We start from the raw sequence: 20544 nt of genomic DNA on the forward strand, positions 1-20544 counted from the left end.
TAAGTTGTGCATTAGCGGTTAGGGTATGAATAATGTTTTGTAGATTTTTTATCTTGCGTCCAGTTCTTTCGATGGTTATTTCCATCATTATTGTTCTTGCTGGACTGGTTTCCATGATGGTATCGCCAATTGAGCAGTACCCAAATATTGTTCCTCCGGTTTTGAATATTACTGCCAACTTTCCGGGCGCTAATTCCGAAACTATCGCTAATGCTGTTGCTGCACCGATTGAAGATCAGATGTCAGGTGTCCCTGGCATGATTTACATGCAGTCTTCTAGTGCTAATGGTAGTAGCCAGATGGCACTAAATGTCTATTTCCAAACAGGAACTAATCTTGAAGCAGTTGAAGCGGATGCCTTAAATCGGATTAATACTGCACTACCTCAGCTGCCATCGCAAGTTCAGGCGCAAGGTATTGTGATGCGCATGAAGAATCCAGATCTATTTATGGTTATTCCATTTTATTCAGACGATGGTAATCCAAGCAAGCTCTATATCAGTAACTATGTACAACGCTATATTTATCCAGTACTAGAACAGATTCCCGGTGTTGGAGTGGTTGGTATTATTGGGCAACGTCAGTATGCAATGAGAGCATTGCTAGATCCTAATAAGTTGCAATATTATAAAATCTCAATAAAAGACATTGCAAACGCAGTCAATGATCAAAACTGGCCATATGCAATTGGTATGAATGCCATGGCACCGATGAGTGGTAATGAAAAGTATAATTTCATGATTAACTCTCCTGGGTATTTTACCGATGAGTCGCAATTCCAGAATATAGTGTTACGAACAAATGAAAGTAACGCTCAAGTCGTTAAACTTAAAGATGTAGCACAAGTTAAGCTTGATGCAGAACAGTATTATACGTATTTTTATACTTATATTAAAGATCCAGCAACAGGCAAGGTAAAACGCCTTGAAGCAACTGCTATATCCATTTATCTGGTACCGGGTGCAAATCAGATTCAGGTGAAAAAAGCTATTAATCAGGTGTTGACTGATATAAGTAAACACATGCCTGCTGGGATGAAATATTACTATCATTATGATTCGTCTGAATTTGTAATTTTGTCGGTTGAGGCAGTAATTTCTACCTTGATTACTGCATTTATCCTAGTGTTTTTTGTTGTAATGTTATTTATTCAGAACATTAAGGGTACGATTATCCCGGTGATTGCGATTCCCGTGTCAATCATAGGAACATTTGCAGGAACATTTGCGCTTGGATTTTCGATTAATACGCTAACCCTCTTTGGGATGGTACTTGCGATTGGTATTGTAGTTGATGATGCAATTGTCGTTTTGGAAAATGTTGAGCGTCTGATGACCGAAGAGAAGCTTGGTTCGGTCGAGGCATCAATTAAGGCAATGGAAGAGGTTGCTGCGCCAGTAATTGCTATTGTTTTAGTGTTAAATGCTGTATTTGTTCCTGTAGCCTTTCTCGGTGGGTTTAGCGGGGTATTAATGCAACAGTTTGCAGTGACTATTGCCATATCCGTATTATTATCTGGGACTGTTGCCTTGACGTTAACACCTACGTTGTGTGCTATTTTCCTGCGTGGTGTAAGTCATGGACATAAAAAAGAACCAACCTTTATACTTGCTAAATGGCTGGAGCAGTTTTTTGACTGGTTCAATCGGGCTTTTGACAAGTTGCGTGATGGCTATATGCATATAGTTACCAAGATTATGGACAATGCTAAGATTGCAATGGCTATTTGGGGTGTTGTTTTGGCTTTGGTAATTGGTTTATTTATGCATATTCCTACAGGGTTAGTTCCGCTGGAAGATATGGGCTATTTTTATAATACCACCCATGTTGCGCCAGCTGGTTCAATGAATTACAATCTTGAGCAAACCGAAAGAATAGCAAGTGCAGCGATGAAAATTCCCGGAATTAACAAAGTTGCCATTCTTGGTGGAAATGACGTGGTTGATAATAGTTCAACTAAAACAAATACTTCAACGTTGAGTATTATTACTGACCCCTATGAAGATCGAACTACACCAGAAACACAGATTAATCCATTAATTGCAAAAGTTAATGCGATTGATAAGAGTATCAAAGATGTCACTGGATTTGCCTTTAACCAACCGCCAATCCGGGGAATGAGTCCTACGGGTGGTGTAACTTTTTATCTTCAAGCTACTCAGCCAGTGTCTGTACAGCAGATTCATGATGATTCAGTGAAGTTAGTGCAATATTTGCAGAATAATTATCCTGCGGTGTCAAGTGCAGCACAGTTTTATAATGTAGATACACCAGAAATGTATATTGATATTGACCCGCAGAAAGCATATCTATATGGCGTTAAATATGCGGATATATTTAATTCAATGCAGGCTGTTTTTGGTAATTACTATATTAATTACTTTACTAAGTGGGAAGATTTATGGTGGGTTATTTTGCAGGCTGATTATCAGTATCGGAATAAACCGGATCTGCTAAACGTAATTTATGTGAAATCACAAAATACCAATCAACTGGTTCCACTTGGTAGTTTGGTTAACTACCATTATGGTAATGGTGCTGAGGTTGTAACTCGATTGAATGACTTCTTGGCTAGTCAAATTGTAGCTAATCCAAACGAAAAAGCAGGTTATACGTCTGGAGCTGTAATGGATGCGATTGTCGATGCAGTACCAAAACTACTGGGTAAAACCTATGCGGTTAAATGGTTTGGACCTTCATATCAACAGGCATTAGCTGGGGCTCAGTCAGAAATTGCATTTGGGTTAGGCTTGATTATGGTATTCCTGATTCTTGCGGCATTATTTGAACTGTGGTCTTTGCCTTTATCTATTCTAATGGCGCTTCCATTTGCCTTATTTGGTGCTGCTATTACGTTAATAATTTTTGGCAAACCGAATGATATTTACTTTCAGGTGAGTTTATTGACCTTGATTGGACTCTCGGCAAAAAATGCAATTTTGATTGTTGAGTTTGCGATTGAAGGTGTGCGTAAGGAAGCTATGAGCTATAGAGATGCAGCATTACATTCAGCAAGATTACGTTTTAGACCAATTATTATGACATCAATTGCCTTTATTTTGGGTGCTGTACCGCTGGTTACCGCTTCAGGTGCCGGAGCGAACTCTCAGCATTCAGTTGGTTTAGGGATTATTGGCGGAATGCTGGGTTCGACATGTATTGCAACTTTATTTGTACCATTATTCTTTGTTTTGGTAATGAATCTATCGAAAAAAGAAGAAAGTTGATATGCGAAATTTGAATGTTTTTATTATTGCTGCCGGAATAACTTCAATGGCAGCTTATGCGGCAACTAACTTTGAGTCTGCCCTAATTAAGAAAAATTTATTTGAGTCTGGAGTAGAAAGCTCTGAAGCTAGCTACAAAAAATTTTCTCTGGATTTAAAGGCTCCTTTGTCAAATAAATTACTGGATTATATCTGGCAGAACCGAGAGGATATTGATAACCAGAAAATAATTGCAGCATATTTAGTGAATAAGCCAGTGGTTCCTAAAAATTATGAAAGTTCATGGAAAACAGCTCGTCTTGTTTATTTTATTGGTAACTTTGGCTACGGTGAAAAAGAATTTCTTGATACAGAGTCGGGGGCGCAGTTATTTAATTATGGTGTTGCTGCAGCCAAGCAGGCTATGGAGTTAAATGCTAAAGAAGTCGAAGGGTTCTATTGGTACGCTTACTGTCAGAGTGCTTATGGTCGTGCAAAAAGTGTTCTTGCTATGGCTGCAAATGCGAATGACACAATGCCAGCGCTTCGTAAGGCGATTGAATTGAATCCCGGTTATGGAAACTACGGTGCAGAGAGAATGCTCGGAGTTTATTATGAAGAGCTACCTATCATTTTTGGTGGTAGTGAAGAGAAGGCACTTGAATTAATAAAATCAACTACAGTCAAGGCGCCACAAGATCGAAATAATTGGGTAGCGTTAGGACAATTTTATAATCATTTTGGTTATTATGAAAGTGCTAATCAATCTTGTCAAAAAGCTTTATCATTGCCAGATTTGGGTGGCAAGTTTGAAGAGTTGCGATATATGCGAGAAGCCAAGGAGTGTGTTGATAAAGCTAAATCAAGACAGATGAGTAATTAATTGGTGGATTTTTTATTATGTGTTATGTTATTTTGTAGTTTATAATTATTCATGGTATTGTTCTTAATTTAACTTGTCATTTTGACCGTTCAATACTTGCTTGAATTTATCTGGAGTTATCTCCAATAAAATTATACTTAAAGTACCTCAAATTTGATTCTTTTACTTCCTATGGTAGTAAATCATTTTTTTCTTGTTTTATATCCCATTTACCGAAACTTTGTGAAATGTAAAAAGAATTGATAATGACTTTTCAATATCTAAAACTTTTGGTTCATGTGTCAATTTTGTTAGGGTGTGGTGCTAATTATGTGTATAATATTTGGTTGTCGCTATTTGACTTATGGTAAAAATTAAAGATAATAAACAGCAAGGGCAATCAGATATAGTTTTTTTGTAGGGCTTGCGATGAAGGTTTTGCCTGATAATTGGGATTTTGATAAGGTTAAAATGTTGTTAGTATGCGTTTAAATATTTTCATTCGTCGCCCGATCTTAGCTACCGTGATTTCACTTATCATCATGTTGTGTGGTGCTGTTGCTATGATGAATCTTCCGGTTAGCCAATTCCCTAGTATTTCTCCACCTACTATTTCTATTAGTGCTTCATATCCTGGTGCCAATGCTGAAACTGGTGCCAAAGTTGTTGCTGCCCAGATTGAAAACCAGCTTAATGGTGTTGCAAATCTGATGTATATGATGACATCAACCACTTCAACAGGAACAATTTCGATCACTCTTTACTATAATGTTGGTACGGATACCAACTATGCTATTAATGAGGTTTTAAATCGTTTGCAGGCAGCAATGCCATTATTACCTATGACCGTACAGCAGCAAGGGGTAACCGCGCGTAAAAGCTCTCCAGATATGTTGATGATGGTCTCGTATTATTCTGATCCATATATAGATCCTAAGTGGGTGAGTGAATATTTACAGCGTACGGTAGAGAATGATTTATTGTTATTGCCTACGATTGGTACGGTAAGTGTTTTTGGGTCTGGTTCATATGCGATAAATGTTTGGTTTGATCCAAATAAAATGCAGCGTTATAGCGTTACTGTAAATGATCTTCAGAGTGCAATTGAAGACCAAAATGAGGAATATATTGTTGGGCGAAGCAACGCTGTACCAAATGAGGCAGAAAGCCGACTGACAATTAATATGACTGGTCAGCCAATGTACTCTACTCCAGAACAGTTTGGCAATATCATACTTAAAAATAATAATAACCAGACGGTAAGAATAAAAGATGTGGCAAGGGTCGAGCTTGGATCAAATAATTATAATACAATAGCCCAAGTTAATTATCGTGATGAAAATGGTAAATTTAAAAATTATCCATGTACGCTGATGTTTATTTACACTGTGCCAAATGCCAATCAACTTGAAGCTAGGCAGCAAGTTTTAGATAAAATAGCTGAAGATGCCAAACGCTTTCCATTTGGATTGAAGTATCGAGTTACTCTTGATAATTCAAAATTTGTTGCAGCTTCAGTCAAGAATGTTAATGAAACATTACGTATAGCATTTTTACTAGTTGCAGTCATTATTTATCTATTCTTACAAAATTGGCGTGCTAGTGTTATTGCAATATGTACCATCCCAGTTTCAGTAATAGGAACTATGGCGTGTCTTTATATGGTCGGCTTTTCGCTAAATACACTTAGTCTATTTGCCCTGATTTTGGCAATCGGGATTGTTGTTGATGATGCCATAGTTATTGTTGAGAATATTGAACGGCTTCGTGAAGAACATCCGGAGTGGTCATTGCGCAAAGTAATTGAAGAGACTATGCAGGAGGTTTTTGGGGCAATTGTTGCAATTGTTCTGGTTTTAAGTGTCGTATTTGTTCCGGTGATGGCTTTGGGTGGGTTAAGTGGTATAATGTATCGCCAGTTTGCTGTAACGATAGCCTGTGCGGTTGTTTTATCCGGTATTTGTGCCCTTACTTTTACCCCAGCAATTAGTCATCTTATTTTGAAGTCGGGCATGGAAAAGCCAAAATTTCTTGCTTGGTTTGATGTATGGTTTGCTAAACTTACTAAGTTTTATGTTAACCTAGCCACTTATTTAGTTCATCATAAAAAAACCGCTATAATGGTTTGGCTTGCGGTTGTAATCGGTATGGGAGCCATGTTTAAGGCCGTTTCTCTTGGGTTTGTACCTAGTGAAGACCAAGGGCTTATTTTTTCGACGATTAATTTGCCTTCCTCAAGTAGTCTTGAAGCAACTAAAGCTAAAGTAAATCAGATGGTAGAAAAACTTACTAAAAATCATAGTATTGATACGATAACGAGTGTGACAGGACTTGATTTTCTTGATTTTAGTAGCCAAAAAACCTACTCTGCTTCAATCTTTATTGTTTTGAAGGATTGGGATTTACGTAAAACTAAGGACAGTAGTGCTGATTATATTATTGATCAGGTAAATGAGTTTGGTAAACATGAGCCGGGTATGGTGATCCGAGCTTTTAACCAGCCAGCAATTCGTGGTTTAAGTACTACTGGTGGTTTAGAGTTTTTTATTGAAGATCGGGTGATTGGTGATCCAAAAAAACTCCAGAAAGTCGTTGCACAATTCATTGAACGAATGAAAAAACATAAGGAAGTTGCAACTGGGTTTCAGACTCTTGATACCAATGTACTTAGTATGTCGATCTTACCTGATGTTGATCGTGCTAAATTTTATGGCGTAAATCTGAATACACTGTATGATTCAGTTCAGGCTATGTATAGTAGCTATTATGTAAACTACGCTTATATTATGCAGGATTTGGTATGGGTGATTCTTGAGGCAGATTATCGCTTCCGGGCAACTTTACAGAACCTTGATAATGTATTTGTTCACTCAACTACAACAGATAAGATGATTCCAATTAATAGTGTAGTTAAAATCAGTACCTCAACAGATGCTCAGGTAATTCAGCGCTTTCAGGATTATTTTGCTTCTAAGGTAACATTAATTCCTGCACCTGGTTATTCAATGGCTGATGTTATGAAAGTTGTAGTTAATGAAGTTCAGAATATTCCTAAAGGGTATAATTATGACTGGTTTGGTACCAGCTTTCAGCAACAACAATCAAAATCTACTTCAGGAATAGCTTTTTTATTTTCGTTGATAATGATTTATCTGGTGCTGGCAGCGTTGTATGAGATGTGGCGCTTACCTTGGGTGGTTATGCTTGGAATTCCATGTGCACTATTTGGTTCAGCTGCCATATTACTTATTAGTGGTCGAACCAACGATCTATATTTTCAGATTAGCTTACTTGCACTACTTGGTTTATCAGCAAAGAATATAATTCTATTAACTGAGTTTGCCCTACAGATTATGAAAACTGGGGTAAGTTCTGAAGAAAGTGCGATTCACTCTTTGGAGTTACGATTTAGACCAATTGTAATGACCTCAGTTACATTTATATTTGGTACGTTACCTTTGGTTTTTGCTGATGGCGCAGGTGCCAATGCGCAACACTCAGTTGGTTTGGGCATTATTGGTGGGATACTTGGTTCAGTTTTAATAGGAACTTTATTAACTCCAGCCTTTTTTGCCATGATTATGAAGAATAAAGAAGTTAAAAAATAATAATTTTTATAAATTAGGTATTCTATGCTACGGTTTTTTATTAATAATCCTGTATTTTCATCGGTAGTTTCAATTATTATCGTGATTTGTGGTTTGGTGGCTATTTTTAATTTGCCGCTAGCAGAATATCCAAATATTGCTCCGCCAACGATTACAATTACCGCTCACTATCCTGGTGCCAATGCCGAGACTATCCAGAAAACCGTAGCGTCTCCAATTGAAGATCAGGTAAATGGTGCCAACCAGATGATTTATATGAATTCTGTGATGTCTAGTAATGGCGATTACAATCTGGTAGTTACTTTTGCGGTAGGTACCAATCTGAATGCCGTTATTGGTGATGTTTTGAATCGTCTGAATACTGCATTACCAATGCTTCCCCAGATGGTTCAAAATCTTGGTGTGACCATGCGTAAGAGTTCACAAAATGTCTTGATGTCTATTTCAATGCAGACGGATGGGCGTCAGGATCAGGTATATTTAAGTAATTATACTTATCGGGCTATTTATACTGAGCTAGTAAGGGTTAAAGGTGTTGGTGATGTCCAAATGGCTGGTGCACGTACTTATTCTATGCGAATTTGGTTACAGCCAGATAAAATGCAAAAGCTTGGTGTAACACTTACCGACGTCCAAAATGCAATTAATGAACAAAACGTTCAGGTTGCAGTGGGGCAAGTCGCAGCGCCGCCAGCAACTGGACCAAGCCTCATGACAATTAATTTAGTTGGTCAGAGTTATTATAGCGATCCGAAACAATTTGAACAAATTGTCGTACGGAATAGCGGAGTTCAGTATATCCGGATTAAAGATATTGCCAGAGTTGAGCTTGGGGCATTTAGTTATGATACTATCAATAAGCTTGATCATGATTCTACTATTGGATTACAGATTTATCTTGATCCAAGTGCGAATCAGTTGGCAACACATGCTGCAATTATGGAAACGATGGAGCGGTTGGGTAAACAGTTCCCAGATGGTATAACTTATAAAATATCCTTTGATAATACAAAATTTATTAAAAAAGCCTTGACCAACGTTGCTGAAACGCTACGTGATGCATGTATTCTAGTTGTATTAGTCGTATTCTTATTCTTACAAAAAGGTCGGGCAACACTTATTCCGATTCTAACCATTCCGGTTGCAGTTGTTGGTACTTTCGCAGGGATGTATGCTACTGGTTTCAGTATCAATAACCTGACCCTTTTTGGCTTGATTCTATCGATTGGTATCGTGGTTGATGATTCAATCGTGGTTATCGAAAACGTTGAGCGGATCATGGAACAACAGAAGTGTAGTGCCAAAGAAGCTAGTATTAAGTCGATGGAAGAGGTTGCGAGCGCGCTAATTGCTATTGTCTTGGTACTATGTTGTGCATTTATTCCTTCAGCATTTCTGGGTGGCTTAACCGGGATACTTTATCAGCAATTTGCAGTAACTATTGCAATTTCTGTAGTTTTATCTGGGATTGTCGCATTGACTTTGACACCTGCTTTGTGTGCCATAATGCTTAAAGATGGTCATCAGGTAGAAGTTAAAAACAGATTTTTTGTCGCATTTAATAAAGGTTTTGAGAAGTTTACCGATGCTTATATTTTTGCGGTAAAGCTTTTACTTGAAAAACGTAAACTATTTATGGGCGTCTTTGGTGGCGTGTTATTACTTACTGCATTTATTTATCATATCATGCCAGTAGGGTTCATTCCAAATGAAGATAAAGGGTTCTTTATGACCCAAATTACGTTGCCAAATAATGCCTCGTTACAAAGAACTGAAAAAGTAACGGATGATTTTGTTACTTATCTCCTAAAAGATAAGAAGAATATTGAAAACAGTATTAGCCTTATTGGGATTGATCAATTGCATGCGGGGTCAGTAAAAACCAATGTAGCTACAATAACTGCGGACTTGGTGGATTGGGATGAGCGAAAAGATGATGTTAATGTCTTAATTAGTAGAGCTAATCAATTTGGCAAAACTTATAAAGATGCGAATTTTCTCTCATACAATCAGCCTGCTATTGATGGTATCAGTAATACTAACGGTATAGAAATGTATATTCAGGATAAAGTAACCGGTAGTTATGTTGACCTAGATAATTATGCCAAGAAAATGACGGCTGAATTAAATAAAAGCCCACTAGTTGAAAGAAGTTATTATACATTTAATCCTTATAATCAGGCTTATAATGTTTTGGTAGATATAGATCGAGCTAAATTTTATGGTTTGCAGGTTTCTGATATTTATAATCTGCTTGAAGCTAATTATGGACCAGATCTAGTGAATTATTTCTACCGGATGGGTGATTTATTCTGGGTAACTGTTCAAAGTGATTTTGAATACCGTAAGAGCCCTGAGCAGTTAGATAATTTATATGTCAGAAATTCAAATGAGTCAATGGTACCAGTTAACTCGGTGGTTAAAACTAGTATGTCAACTTCACCTGACGTGATTGAACGAGTTAATGATTATCTAGCAACGAAAATTGTTGTAGAACCTAAAGATGGTATCACCATTTCTCAGGTTATACAGTTAATGAATGATGTCGCTACTAAAGTCTTGCCTAAAGAATATAGCTATACTTGGTATGGTGTCGCATACCAGCAGGCAAATACTGGAACAACGTCAACCTTTGCCTTTGCTTTTGGTATGATTATGATCTTCCTAGTGTTGGCTGGTCAATATGAAATGTGGCGTTTACCATTTGTGGTAATAATGGGGATTCCATTTGCGTTATTTGGTGCTGGAGCTATTTTATTGATGCGTGGCTTAGACAATGATCTCTATTTCCAGATTAGTCTGATTACCTTACTAGGCTTATCCGCTAAGAATGCGATTCTGATTGTTGAATTTGCGGTAGAACACTGGCGCGAAGGTGCAAGTACAGTTGATTCAGTGTTAATCGCAGCTAGACAACGGTTTAGACCAATTATCATGACGTCGCTTGCCTTTATTTTGGGTGCTTTGCCGTTGGCAATTGCGCATGGTGCCAATTCGAATGCTGAACACTCAGTTGGGACTGGTATTATTGGTGGGATGCTTGGTTCAACTTTGATTGCAATTATCTTTGTCCCACTATTCTTTGTGGTAGTTATGGGTAAAAAAACTTATACTAAGCCGGAAGATGAATAATTAGATGAGGTAATTTCAGATGGCTAATAGATTATTAAAACATTTTCTGCCTACCGCAAAGATTTCTGCGGAACGTAGCAAAGATATTCTATTAGTTAATCCAACTGTTTCTGGTGAGAGAGAGTATGCAGAAAGGAGTAGCCTTTCTGCATTTTCTTATTCAGGAACCTATGTTTTTTCACAAAGCGCATTAACTATCTCTGAAGTCGACAGATTCCGTGACAATGATCTGATTAATTGGATCAACCTTGGTGGAATTAATAAGAAAGATGTTGAACACATTTGTGAACTTTTTAATGTGCACAGCTTACTAGTTGAAGATATATTTAGTGTTGGACAACGACCAAAAGTTGACGAAGTCGACGGGGTTTTATTTTGTCAGCTAAATATGCTTTATTATAACGAAGATGAGTGCAGGGTCGAAAGTGAGCAGATAAGTCTTGCTCTTGGCAAAGATTACCTTCTTTCGATACAGGAAGATGATACTCGTGATGTATTCGATCCATTAAGACTAAGACTAAATATTGCGACTACTAAATTGCGCCAGCGCCAAGCAGATTATTTATTGTATAGTATGTTGGATTTGATAGTTGATAATTATTTTTTGGTAATGGAAAAACTGGCAAACCGGATTGAAGCAATGGAAGATGAGGTTATTCATAATAGCTATAATCAAAGTTTGCTTCAAATTAATCTTCTTCGAAAGGAATTAATCATCCTTCGTCGGAATATTATTCCGGTACGTGATTTAATCGGCGGGATTATCCGAAGTGAATCAAGTCTTATTGAAGAACGTAACTTAAAATACTTTAAAGATATTAATGACCATATTATACAGGCGTATGAGCTGAGTGAAAACTATCGGGACATGGTGACTAATATTCAAGATTTATACATTAATAATGTGAATCTGAAACTAAATGAGATTATGAAGTTTATTGCCGTACTTACCTGTCTCATGGCTCCAGCCACCATCATTGGCGGAATTTTTGGTATGAATTTTGATATCATTCCTTATGCACATAAACATTATGGCTTTTATCTGGCGATTGCATTAATGATTGCTATTCCTTGGGGTATGCTAGTAATGTTTAAGCGGCGTAATTGGTTTTAGTGTGTAGTATGGATAATATCATTCCTTTCTCTAAAGAATCTTTACGTCGTGAAATGCGTCAGCTACGCAAATTGCTTCATGCCTCAATATCCATTTCAGCAAGCCAAAATGTACTTAAAAATCTTTTACCACTTTTGACTAATGTTAAAAAAATTGGCGTTTATCATGCCGTTGGTAGTGAATTAAATCTTTCTCCTGTCATTGAGTATGCTTTGAAGTCTGAAATTGAAGTTTTTTTGCCAGTTGCGTATAAAGAGAATAGATTAATGCGGTTTGAGAAAATTATTCAGCAAACAGAGTCATGCCCTGTGTTCTATCCCGAGGATTATCAGTTAGCAAGTGAAACAAAATGTTATAATCTTGACTTGGTGTTATTACCCCTAGTTGCTGTAGACGTAAAGGGCTATCGACTTGGGCAGGGTGGCGGATATTACGATACAACTTTTACTAGCTTGGCAGAAAGACCGCTTCTTTGTGGGGTTGGCTATGCCGATCAATTGATTGACTTAGTACCGCATGATGATTGGGATTTGCAGCTTGATTATTTTTTATCCGAACAAAGACTAATAAAATTTTAGAACAAATTACAGTTAATTATCTATAACTAATGGACTTAAAATGCAGTTTATTGATTTAAAAAAACAATATCAGTTAATCAAAGATGATGTACTAAACGAAATTAATCAGGTGCTTGATTCTGGTCAATATATCCTTGGTGATAAAGTACCAGAGCTTGAAAAGCAACTTGCTAGCTATACAGGTGCGAAACATTGTATAGGTGTGTGCGATGGTACAAAAGCACTTTTAATGGCATTAATGGCGCTTGATATCAAAGCTGGTGATGAAGTGATTGTCCCTGCTTTTACTTTTATTGCGACTGCATCGATGGCAGCTCTTCTTGGGATTACTCCGGTTTTTGTTGATGTTGATGAAAAAACTTATAATCTTGATCCGGCGAAACTTGAAGCAGCCATTACTTCTAAGACTAAAGCAATTATACCAGTTAGCTTATATGGACAATGTGCAGATTTTGACGCAATTAATGCGATTGCGGCTAAGCATAATCTGGCGGTTATTGAAGATGGTGCACAAAGTTTTGGCGCGACATATAAAGGGCGTCAATCATGTAGTCTTACTACAATTGCAACGACTAGTTTTTTCCCCTCTAAGCCATTGGGTTGTTACGGCGATGGTGGTGCGATTTTTACCAATAATGATGAAATTGCCACTAGATTAAAATGGATTCGGATTCATGGGCAGGATAAACGCTATCATCATGCAACTCTTGGTATAAACGGGCGCTTAGATACCTTGCAAGCTGGGGTGCTACTAGCAAAAATGCGGATATTTCCAGAAGAGGTGAAATTACGCGAAAAAGTTGCTGTACGTTACAATCAGCTTTTATCTGATGCAAATTGTGTAACTCCGTATCTGGCAGCTGGAAATACTTCGGTTTATGCCCAGTATACGCTTCTAGTAAATGATCGGGATGGCTTGATCAAGTTTCTTAATGAGAATGGGATTCCAACCGCAGTACATTATCCAATTCCATTACATAAGCAACCAATATTTACACATAACTATCATGGACAGGATTTATCTGTATCCGAAAAAGTTGCTGCTAAAGTTGTAAGCTTGCCAATGCATCCATATCTTGATGAAGAAACTCAGGATAAGATTGTTGCTACAGTTAAACAGTTTATTGGTTAAATGATGAGTTTCTTTAATTATCATATGCCTCCATTTTTAAATGTAATGGGGGCTTTTTATGTCTTGGTCGCAGCACCGTTTTTAATTAGTTTCCTACGCCAAGGCTACTGGAGGGGGGTATTTAGCCAGCTAAGCCGCGAATTATACCACTACCGTTTATGGGTAATTCCTGTACTTGCTCTTGAATTATTATTAATAAAATTTGCTGATTTACCAGTAACTTTATGGGTGAAAGCTCTTGATGATAATATCCATGCTTATACATTCTGGGATTTTATTTGCTCCTGTGCTGAAGGCGGCTTTGTTGCTGGATTTTTGTTTACTATTTTTATGCTTGCAAATTATTTCAATAAATATAAGTTATCGCAAGTAGCTAGAATCAGTCTGATGAGTTCCATTTATGGTGGCTTGGCAAACGGAGTGCTTAAATTTATTTTTAATCGGCAGCGACCATCAATTGGTCTTGATCAATGGCATTTCTTTGCTTTTTTTGAAAGTGGTGCCAAGCATTTTGGTGATTTGATGTATGCTTATAATAGTATGCCATCCGGACATACTATATCAACCCTTGCGGCGATAATGCCATTTTTTCTTGCCTACCAATCAAAAAAAATTCGTATTGGCTTAGTTATCTGGGCATTGATGGTTAATTTTTCCCGAGTCTATACTATAAATCACTGGCTAAGTGATGTTGTAATGGCAAGTATTCTTGGTATTATAATTGGCGTTGCTGTATTTAAGGTAAATGAGTTTAGGTTTAAAAAATAACCTTTTGTTACCATATCAATAATCTTCTCTTTTTAAAATTATGCGCAATAAAAAATATTGGTTAATTATTCTAATCTCGGCTATCATTGGTCTGGTATTTGCCCGCGATGATATTCTTAATCAGTTTGAACAGTTATTTGGGCATAGTGGTTCACCACATCCAACGGTAGTTAATGCAACGGGAACTATTGAAGTTGCTTTTAGTCCGAATAATGGTGGAACGGCTACTATAGTCAAGGCAGTCAATGAGGCAAAGCAGACTATTCTGGTATCAGCGTATAGTTTTACCTCCAAAGATATTGCTAATAGTCTTCTGGATGCCAAGAAACGTGGAGTAACTGTAAAGTTAATTTTGGATAAATCACAAGTAAGTCAGAAATATTCTTCGAGTACTTTTTTCGCTAATCAAGGCTTTGATATGCGGATTGATGTCAAGCATGCTATTTATCACGATAAGGTAATGATTATTGATGATAAAACTGTAATAACAGGATCTTTTAATTTTACCAAAGCTGCTGAAACGAAAAATGCCGAAAATCTCCTTGTGATAAGAGATAATCCTGAACTTGCTAAATTATATACCCAAGATTGGTGGTTTAACTGGCAGCAGGCGGTCTCACGCGATGAATTCTTTGCCAACTATAAGACAAAATCGAAACGAAATAATGATGATGAATAAGCAAATATTTAACCTTACGCATGAAGAGCAGTTACTTACGGATAAGCTTTCTTCAGTTATCAAAGAAGAAATTAGTAAAAGTGGTGGTTTGATTCCATTTAAGCGTTATATGGAATTGGCATTATATTATCCCGGACTTGGTTATTATAGCAATCCCCGCCAAAAATTTGGTAAGGAAGGTGACTTTATTACTTCCCCGATGGTCTCTTCGTTATTTGGCAATACTCTTGCCCGCCAGATTCTGGAAGTGATAAATTTTGGTGTATTCCCTCAAGTGCTTGAGTTTGGTGCTGGAAATGGTAAGCTAGCGGCAGATATATTAAATTCAATCGGTAGCGAAATTACCTCCTATTGTATACTGGAGCTAAGTGCCGATCTAATTGCGTTACAGAAAGAAACTATCCAGAAAATAGCTGGGGATTATTTTGATAAGGTAGTCTGGCTTAATGAGTTGCCAGAGAAATTTGATGGGGTTATCATTGCCAACGAAGTTCTTGATGCTCAACCCTGTGAATTACTTTATCGTAAGGGGGATAGCATTCACGAAATCGGGGTTAGCTATACTGCCGAAGGTAAATTTATCTATAAAGACTATGATTCGAGCTGGCAAGCTGATAACGATGATATAACTAATCATTGGACTAATGGTTATCAAAGCGAGTGGCATGGTGCCAATTCTGCTTTTATTAAAACCCTTGCTACTAAGCTTAATCATGGTGTGATCTTACTGATTGACTATGGCTATGGACAAACAGAATACTACCATCAAGAGTTTTATAAGGGGCGATTAAGAGGATTCTTCCGCCACCACCTCCTTGATGATGTTCTTATTTATCCCGGGTTAATTGATATTACTACCAGTGTTAATTGGACAAAAATAGCTACCACTGCAATTGATGCTGGTTTGGATTTGATTGGCTATGTTAATCAAGCCGCATTCTTGATTAATGCGGGGATTGCTGAAACAATGGGTGAATTAAGAAAGAACTTGTCTAATGATGAATATATCAAGCTGTCAAATCAAGTAAATCAGCTAGTCTCGGCAAATCAGATGGGCGAATTATTTAAGGTAATGGCATTAAGTCGTGGAATTGATGAAGCCGATTGGTGTGGCTTTAGATCTGGAGATTTAAGCTATACACTGTAAGTAACTGCCGTACTATCTCGCAATAGCTGCGTTGCAAGGCTCCTTATTTACTTCTCATGTAAACCGCGTCGCCTTGCTTCTTGCTCTTGCTACATATTCTGGCAGTTACAGAGCTTACATAGCATGAGTAATTACCATTGTAAGTAACTACATATATACAAAAAAATTTATGGTTATTTGGAATTGATTGGAAATAAAAGATGATTAAAAAACCTGAATTATTATTACCCGCTGGGACATTCAGGCATTTGGAATATGCCTATGATTTTGGTGCCGATGCAGTATATGCTGGCCAACCAAGATATAGTTTACGTGCTCGGAATAACGAATTTAAGCTAGAACAGTTACAAAAAGGAATTGAAGAAGCTAGAGTTCGAGGTAAAAAACTATATATCGCGAGTAATATTCTACCACATAATGCCAAGATAAAAACCTACCTGAAGGATATGGAGCCATTAATGGCAATGAAACCAGATGCTTTGATTATGGCAGATCCTGGGTTAATCATGATGGTAAAAGACCGTTGGCCTGAAGCTGAAATTCATTTGTCGGTACAGGCTAATACGGTTAATTATGCTGGAGTAAAATTTTGGCAAAGACAAGGAATTTCGCGGGTAATTTTATCGCGTGAGTTGTCGCTTGATGAAATAGAAGAAATCAAACAGCAATGCCCAGATATGGAAATAGAAGTTTTTGTCCATGGGGCATTATGCATTGCTTATTCTGGACGTTGTTTATTATCTGGATATTTTAATCGCCGCGATCCAAATCAAGGGACTTGTACCAATGCCTGTCGTTGGCAATATAAAGTCCATGAGACAGATAGCAATGATGCAGGAGATGTTACGCTAACTACAAATAATTCATCAGAGGCAGATGAATGTCATTCATTAACCTCGGCTGCGGGTGGTGTTGTCCGTAATAATTGTGCTAATGATTCATACTTATTGGAAGATGTTACCCGTCCGGGTGAGTATATGGAAATTAATGAAGATGAGCATGGTACATATATCATGAACTCAAAAGATCTGCGTGCGATTGAACATGTTGAACGACTAGTTAAGATCGGTGTTGATTCGCTTAAGATTGAAGGGCGTACCAAGTCAATCTATTATGTTGCGCGAGTTGCTGCTGCTTACCGGCGTGCAATTGATGCTGCCGTCTCTGGGGAAGCGTTTAATCCAGACCTTTTAGCTGATCTTGAGGGCTTGGCAAATCGTGGTTATACCGATGGCTTTTTGCAACGCCATCATGCCGAAGATTACCAGAATTATCTGGATAATCATTCCAAATCAAGGCAAAGCCAGTTTGTTGGGGAAGTGCTTGAAATCGATGCCAATGGTTATGCATTGGTGGAAGTAAAAAATAAATTTAGCATTGGGGATAAATTGGAGATTCTTCACCCATCAGGAACGCGAGTAATTGAGCTTCAGGAAATGCAGGATAAAGTTGGAGCACAAGTTTCTGTTGCCGCTGGTAGTGGTATTTATGTAAGGCTTCCGGGAATGGCTGGGATGGAAAAAGCTCTGATTGCCAGAGTCATTAATTGATAATCAGCATAAGATTATTCATTTATAAATAGTCTGGTTTAAATTATGGACTATTTAATGCATTGATGAATTTTCAGGGTTAATTCTGTGGGAGAGTTTTACGAATACGTTCATATACTGCATTGCAAAATTCTTGTTGTAAAAATTAATATATAATACAGTAATAATAATTAAGTTGTAGCCAATTAGTGGATAAACTGTTGGCTTTTTTATATTAATAAGCTTGTCTAAATTCGTAGAGGTGAATTATGAGTTATGTTTATAATAAACTTTTCGAGTTTAATAGAAGGATTTTGTGATGTCAAATGTAGCAGCTCATGATACTGGTAAACATGGTTTCTGGCATATGCCAAAAACTTTTTATGCAGTTTTATTTATTGAATTTTGGGAACGCTTTGCTTTTTACGGCTTGCAAGCGGTAGCAGTGTTGTTTTTTATTCAAAAGTTTGGGCTGAAAGAAAAGGAAGCAACTGATTTATTTAGTTCATTTTCTGCATTACTGTATGCCTTACTAGTAATCGGTGGTTACCTAGGCGATAAGGTTTTGGGTTTACGTAGAACTTATTTATTGGGGATTATTTTCCTGATGATAGGTTATGGAAGCTTTGGTATTGTTTCTAGCGTCCATCTTCTATACTGGGGGATGGGAATGGTTCTGGTTGGAAATATCTTCTTTAAAACTAATGCTGGGAATTATGTAAATCGTTGCTTCAAACCAACTGATCCGCGCTTTGATTCTGCTTTTACCTATTTCTATATGTCAATTAATCTCGGTAGCTTTTTTAGTATGATTATCATTCCATTTGTTGCCCAGAAAACCTCTTATGGATTTGGGATTGGACTATGTGGTGCTGGAATGTTTATTGCGTTATTGTCTTATTTTGCATTACGCAAGAATTTTGTTAGTGCTGATAATGAAGTCGGGCAGAATGGTGGTAATAAATTCTTTGTTATGCTTGGAATTTCACTAGTTGGTGTAGTCGTATCTTATGGTTTAGGACTACTTTTACGTAATCCGGCAATGAGTAAAGTCTTACTATTTTCTGTAGCTGCAATAGTTGCGGTAATATTTTTTATTGTTCGTTCAAAATTACGTGATTTTGAAAAACGTGGGATGGTAATTGCATTCATCCTTTTAATCCAGTCAATCTTCTTCTGGGTAATGTATATGCAAATGTCGACTTCATTGACACTTTTTGCCGTACATAATGTTAGAAATGATATATTGGGTATTACTATTCCACCAGAAGTAACGCAAAGTTTTAATCCATTTTATATTTTTCTGTTATCGCCAATATTGGCTACGATTTATGTGCGATCGGAGCATCGTGGTGCACCAATTTCAATTCCAGCAAAATTTGCCTATGGAATGTTGGTGTGTGGGTTAGCTTATTTATTACTTGCGGTTAGCTGTTTTCTTCATGATGCAAATGGACAGATTTCAATGTTCTGGTTATTTCTTGCTTATGGTTTGTATTCACTGGGTGAATTATTGATTTCTGCAATTGGACTATCGATGGTATCTAAATTAATGCCATTGCAGCTTGGTGGTTTTGCTCAGGCAGTATGGTTTGTAACGACAGCCGTAGGGCAGAAATTTGGCGGTATGCTAGCAGGATTTGGTAGTGTTGATGAGTCAGCAACTACTTCAAATTTTGATATTCTACATGGCTATCAACTATTATTTGTAGCTATTGGAGTTGCCGCAACTGTTATTGCGCTACTTATCTTTATCTTTGTTAAAAAGCTTGCTAGTAGCATGCGTGAGGTAATGGAAACCAAGGCTGCTGATCATTAAGATCATCAAAACATAAAAAAAGAGAACCATCAAGGTTCTCTTTTTTTATGTCTCATTGGCAATTATAAGTGTGGCAAAACCCTCAAACTCGAGTTTGCGAATTTGATTTGGGATAATAAAATGGTCGCCTTTGGTTATTGTTATTCCATTTAAAGTTGCAGAGCCGCTACAAACACTTACCAGAAAATAAGGTGCACTAGCTGTCAAATCTGCACTACCATTTAATTCCAATTTGGCAACTTGAAAATGATTATTACTGGTTAGTGCACTAAGAAATGATTTCTCGCCGAGCTGCTTCGTATTATAGTTTGCATTTTGTCCTTCATGAGGTGCGGTAATTACACTAAAAGCCTTATCTAGATGAAGTTCACGTAGATTGCCCTTGTCATCACGGCGGTCATAATCATAGAGCCGGTAAGTTGTATCTGATGATTGTTGTACTTCAAGAATAAGCGTTCCCTTACCTAAAGCATGGACTGTGCCTGTTGGGACATCAAAGAAATCTCCACTTTTGACTGCTACTTTAGTTAATAACTCTTGCCATTTAACAGCTTTGGCTTTTTCCTTAAATTCTTCCTTAGATTTTGCATTATGGCCGTAAATGATTTGTGCATTAGGCGTAGCATCCAGAACATACCAGCATTCAGCTTTACCAAGATCATTTTCAATTAGTTGGGCAAATTTATCATCTGGATGTACCTGCACGCTTAAATCATCTTTTGCATCAAGAATTTTTACCATTAGTGGAAATGAGCGCTTAGTATCAGTTGCAAATAATTCAGGGTTGTTATTCCATAATTCAGAAAGGGTTTTTCCGGCGTGTTGTCCGTTACGGATTGTAGTTTCACCATTGCTGTGCGCACTAATTGCCCAGCATTCGCCAGTTTTATCTGAAGGTATCTGATAACCAAAGTCTGATTTTAGCTTATAGCCCCCCAAATGCGTTCTTTAAAAATTGGTTGTAAAAATA

13 protein-coding genes are annotated in these 20544 nt (G+C 37.3%); 12 read left to right on the forward strand and 1 reads right to left on the reverse strand.

The genetic code is table 11. The features are described from left to right. The first annotated feature begins 32 nt into the window (after positions 1–32). The 12 genes from CUN60_RS01875 (at position 33) to CUN60_RS01930 (ending at position 19574) form a co-directional block, all read left to right on the forward strand. Positions 33–3227 (forward strand): efflux RND transporter permease subunit, encoded by a 3195-nt coding sequence (locus CUN60_RS01875; protein ID WP_102950405.1) that lies wholly within the window; start codon positions 33–35, stop codon positions 3225–3227. A gap of 1 nt (position 3228) precedes the next feature. Continuing rightward, positions 3229–4089 (forward strand): TRAP transporter TatT component family protein, encoded by an 861-nt coding sequence (locus CUN60_RS01880; RefSeq protein WP_102950406.1) that lies wholly within the window; start codon positions 3229–3231, stop codon positions 4087–4089. A gap of 461 nt (positions 4090–4550) precedes the next feature. Beyond that, positions 4551–7676: an efflux RND transporter permease subunit gene (locus CUN60_RS01885; protein ID WP_102950407.1), complete on the forward strand. Its 3126-nt coding sequence runs from the start codon at positions 4551–4553 to the stop codon at positions 7674–7676. 24 nt (positions 7677–7700) lie between these two features. After that, a complete protein-coding gene (locus CUN60_RS01890) occupies positions 7701–10808 on the forward strand; it encodes an efflux RND transporter permease subunit (protein WP_102950408.1) in 3108 nt (1035 codons plus the stop codon). Positions 10809–10827: 19 nt separating this feature from the next. Continuing rightward, complete coding sequence (gene corA / locus CUN60_RS01895) at positions 10828–11922, forward strand: magnesium/cobalt transporter CorA (RefSeq protein ID WP_102950409.1); 1095 nt, start codon at positions 10828–10830, stop codon at positions 11920–11922. An 8-nt stretch (positions 11923–11930) separates the two neighbouring features. Then, the gene (locus tag CUN60_RS01900; RefSeq protein ID WP_102950410.1) at positions 11931–12500 is read left to right on the forward strand and encodes a 5-formyltetrahydrofolate cyclo-ligase; all 570 of its coding nucleotides are present in this window, start codon (positions 11931–11933) and stop codon (positions 12498–12500) included. Between the two features lie 40 nt (positions 12501–12540). After that, complete coding sequence (locus CUN60_RS01905; RefSeq protein WP_102950411.1) at positions 12541–13632, forward strand: DegT/DnrJ/EryC1/StrS family aminotransferase; 1092 nt, start codon at positions 12541–12543, stop codon at positions 13630–13632. Positions 13633–13635: 3 nt separating this feature from the next. After that, on the forward strand, positions 13636–14400 hold the full coding sequence (locus tag CUN60_RS01910) for a phosphatase PAP2 family protein (RefSeq protein WP_158649249.1): 765 nt from the start codon (positions 13636–13638) through the stop codon (positions 14398–14400). 40 nt (positions 14401–14440) lie between these two features. After that, positions 14441–15079 (forward strand): phospholipase D family nuclease, encoded by a 639-nt coding sequence (locus tag CUN60_RS01915; protein WP_102950413.1) that lies wholly within the window; start codon positions 14441–14443, stop codon positions 15077–15079. Continuing rightward, the gene (locus CUN60_RS01920) at positions 15066–16226 is read left to right on the forward strand and encodes a class I SAM-dependent methyltransferase (RefSeq protein ID WP_158649250.1); all 1161 of its coding nucleotides are present in this window, start codon (positions 15066–15068) and stop codon (positions 16224–16226) included. Before CUN60_RS01915 ends, CUN60_RS01920 begins: the two co-directional genes overlap by 14 nt. A 203-nt stretch (positions 16227–16429) precedes the next feature. Beyond that, positions 16430–17776 (forward strand): prephenate-dependent tRNA uridine(34) hydroxylase TrhP, encoded by a 1347-nt coding sequence (gene trhP / locus CUN60_RS01925; RefSeq protein ID WP_102952423.1) that lies wholly within the window; start codon positions 16430–16432, stop codon positions 17774–17776. A 298-nt stretch (positions 17777–18074) separates the two neighbouring features. Further along, positions 18075–19574 carry a peptide MFS transporter gene (locus CUN60_RS01930; protein WP_102950415.1) on the forward strand — a complete coding sequence of 500 codons (1500 nt, stop codon included), beginning with the start codon at positions 18075–18077 and terminating at the stop codon, positions 19572–19574. A gap of 45 nt (positions 19575–19619) precedes the next feature. On the opposite strand, the gene CUN60_RS01935 is transcribed toward CUN60_RS01930, so the two are convergent. Continuing rightward, positions 19620–20513: a type I phosphomannose isomerase catalytic subunit gene (locus CUN60_RS01935; RefSeq protein ID WP_222593285.1), complete on the reverse strand. Its 894-nt coding sequence runs from the start codon at positions 20511–20513 to the stop codon at positions 19620–19622. Between the last annotated feature and the right edge of the window lie 31 nt (positions 20514–20544).

This window comes from Aquella oligotrophica (assembly GCF_002892535.1).
Lineage (GTDB): Bacteria > Pseudomonadota > Gammaproteobacteria > Burkholderiales > UBA11063 > Aquella > Aquella oligotrophica.

Bases quoted from the DNA above. Each gene is read 5' to 3' on its own strand.
- CUN60_RS01875 (WP_102950405.1), top strand. From the start codon at position 33: ATGTTTTGTAGATTTTTTATCTTGCGTCCAGTTCTTTCGATGGTTATT.
- CUN60_RS01880 (WP_102950406.1), top strand. From the start codon at position 3,229: ATGCGAAATTTGAATGTTTTTATTATTGCTGCCGGAATAACTTCAATG.
- CUN60_RS01885 (WP_102950407.1), top strand. From the start codon at position 4,551: ATGCGTTTAAATATTTTCATTCGTCGCCCGATCTTAGCTACCGTGATT.
- CUN60_RS01890 (WP_102950408.1), top strand. From the start codon at position 7,701: ATGCTACGGTTTTTTATTAATAATCCTGTATTTTCATCGGTAGTTTCA.
- corA (WP_102950409.1), top strand. From the start codon at position 10,828: ATGGCTAATAGATTATTAAAACATTTTCTGCCTACCGCAAAGATTTCT.
- CUN60_RS01900 (WP_102950410.1), top strand. From the start codon at position 11,931: ATGGATAATATCATTCCTTTCTCTAAAGAATCTTTACGTCGTGAAATG.
- CUN60_RS01905 (WP_102950411.1), top strand. From the start codon at position 12,541: ATGCAGTTTATTGATTTAAAAAAACAATATCAGTTAATCAAAGATGAT.
- CUN60_RS01910 (WP_158649249.1), top strand. From the start codon at position 13,636: ATGAGTTTCTTTAATTATCATATGCCTCCATTTTTAAATGTAATGGGG.
- CUN60_RS01915 (WP_102950413.1), top strand. From the start codon at position 14,441: ATGCGCAATAAAAAATATTGGTTAATTATTCTAATCTCGGCTATCATT.
- CUN60_RS01920 (WP_158649250.1), top strand. From the start codon at position 15,066: ATGATGATGAATAAGCAAATATTTAACCTTACGCATGAAGAGCAGTTA.
- CUN60_RS01930 (WP_102950415.1), top strand. From the start codon at position 18,075: ATGTCAAATGTAGCAGCTCATGATACTGGTAAACATGGTTTCTGGCAT.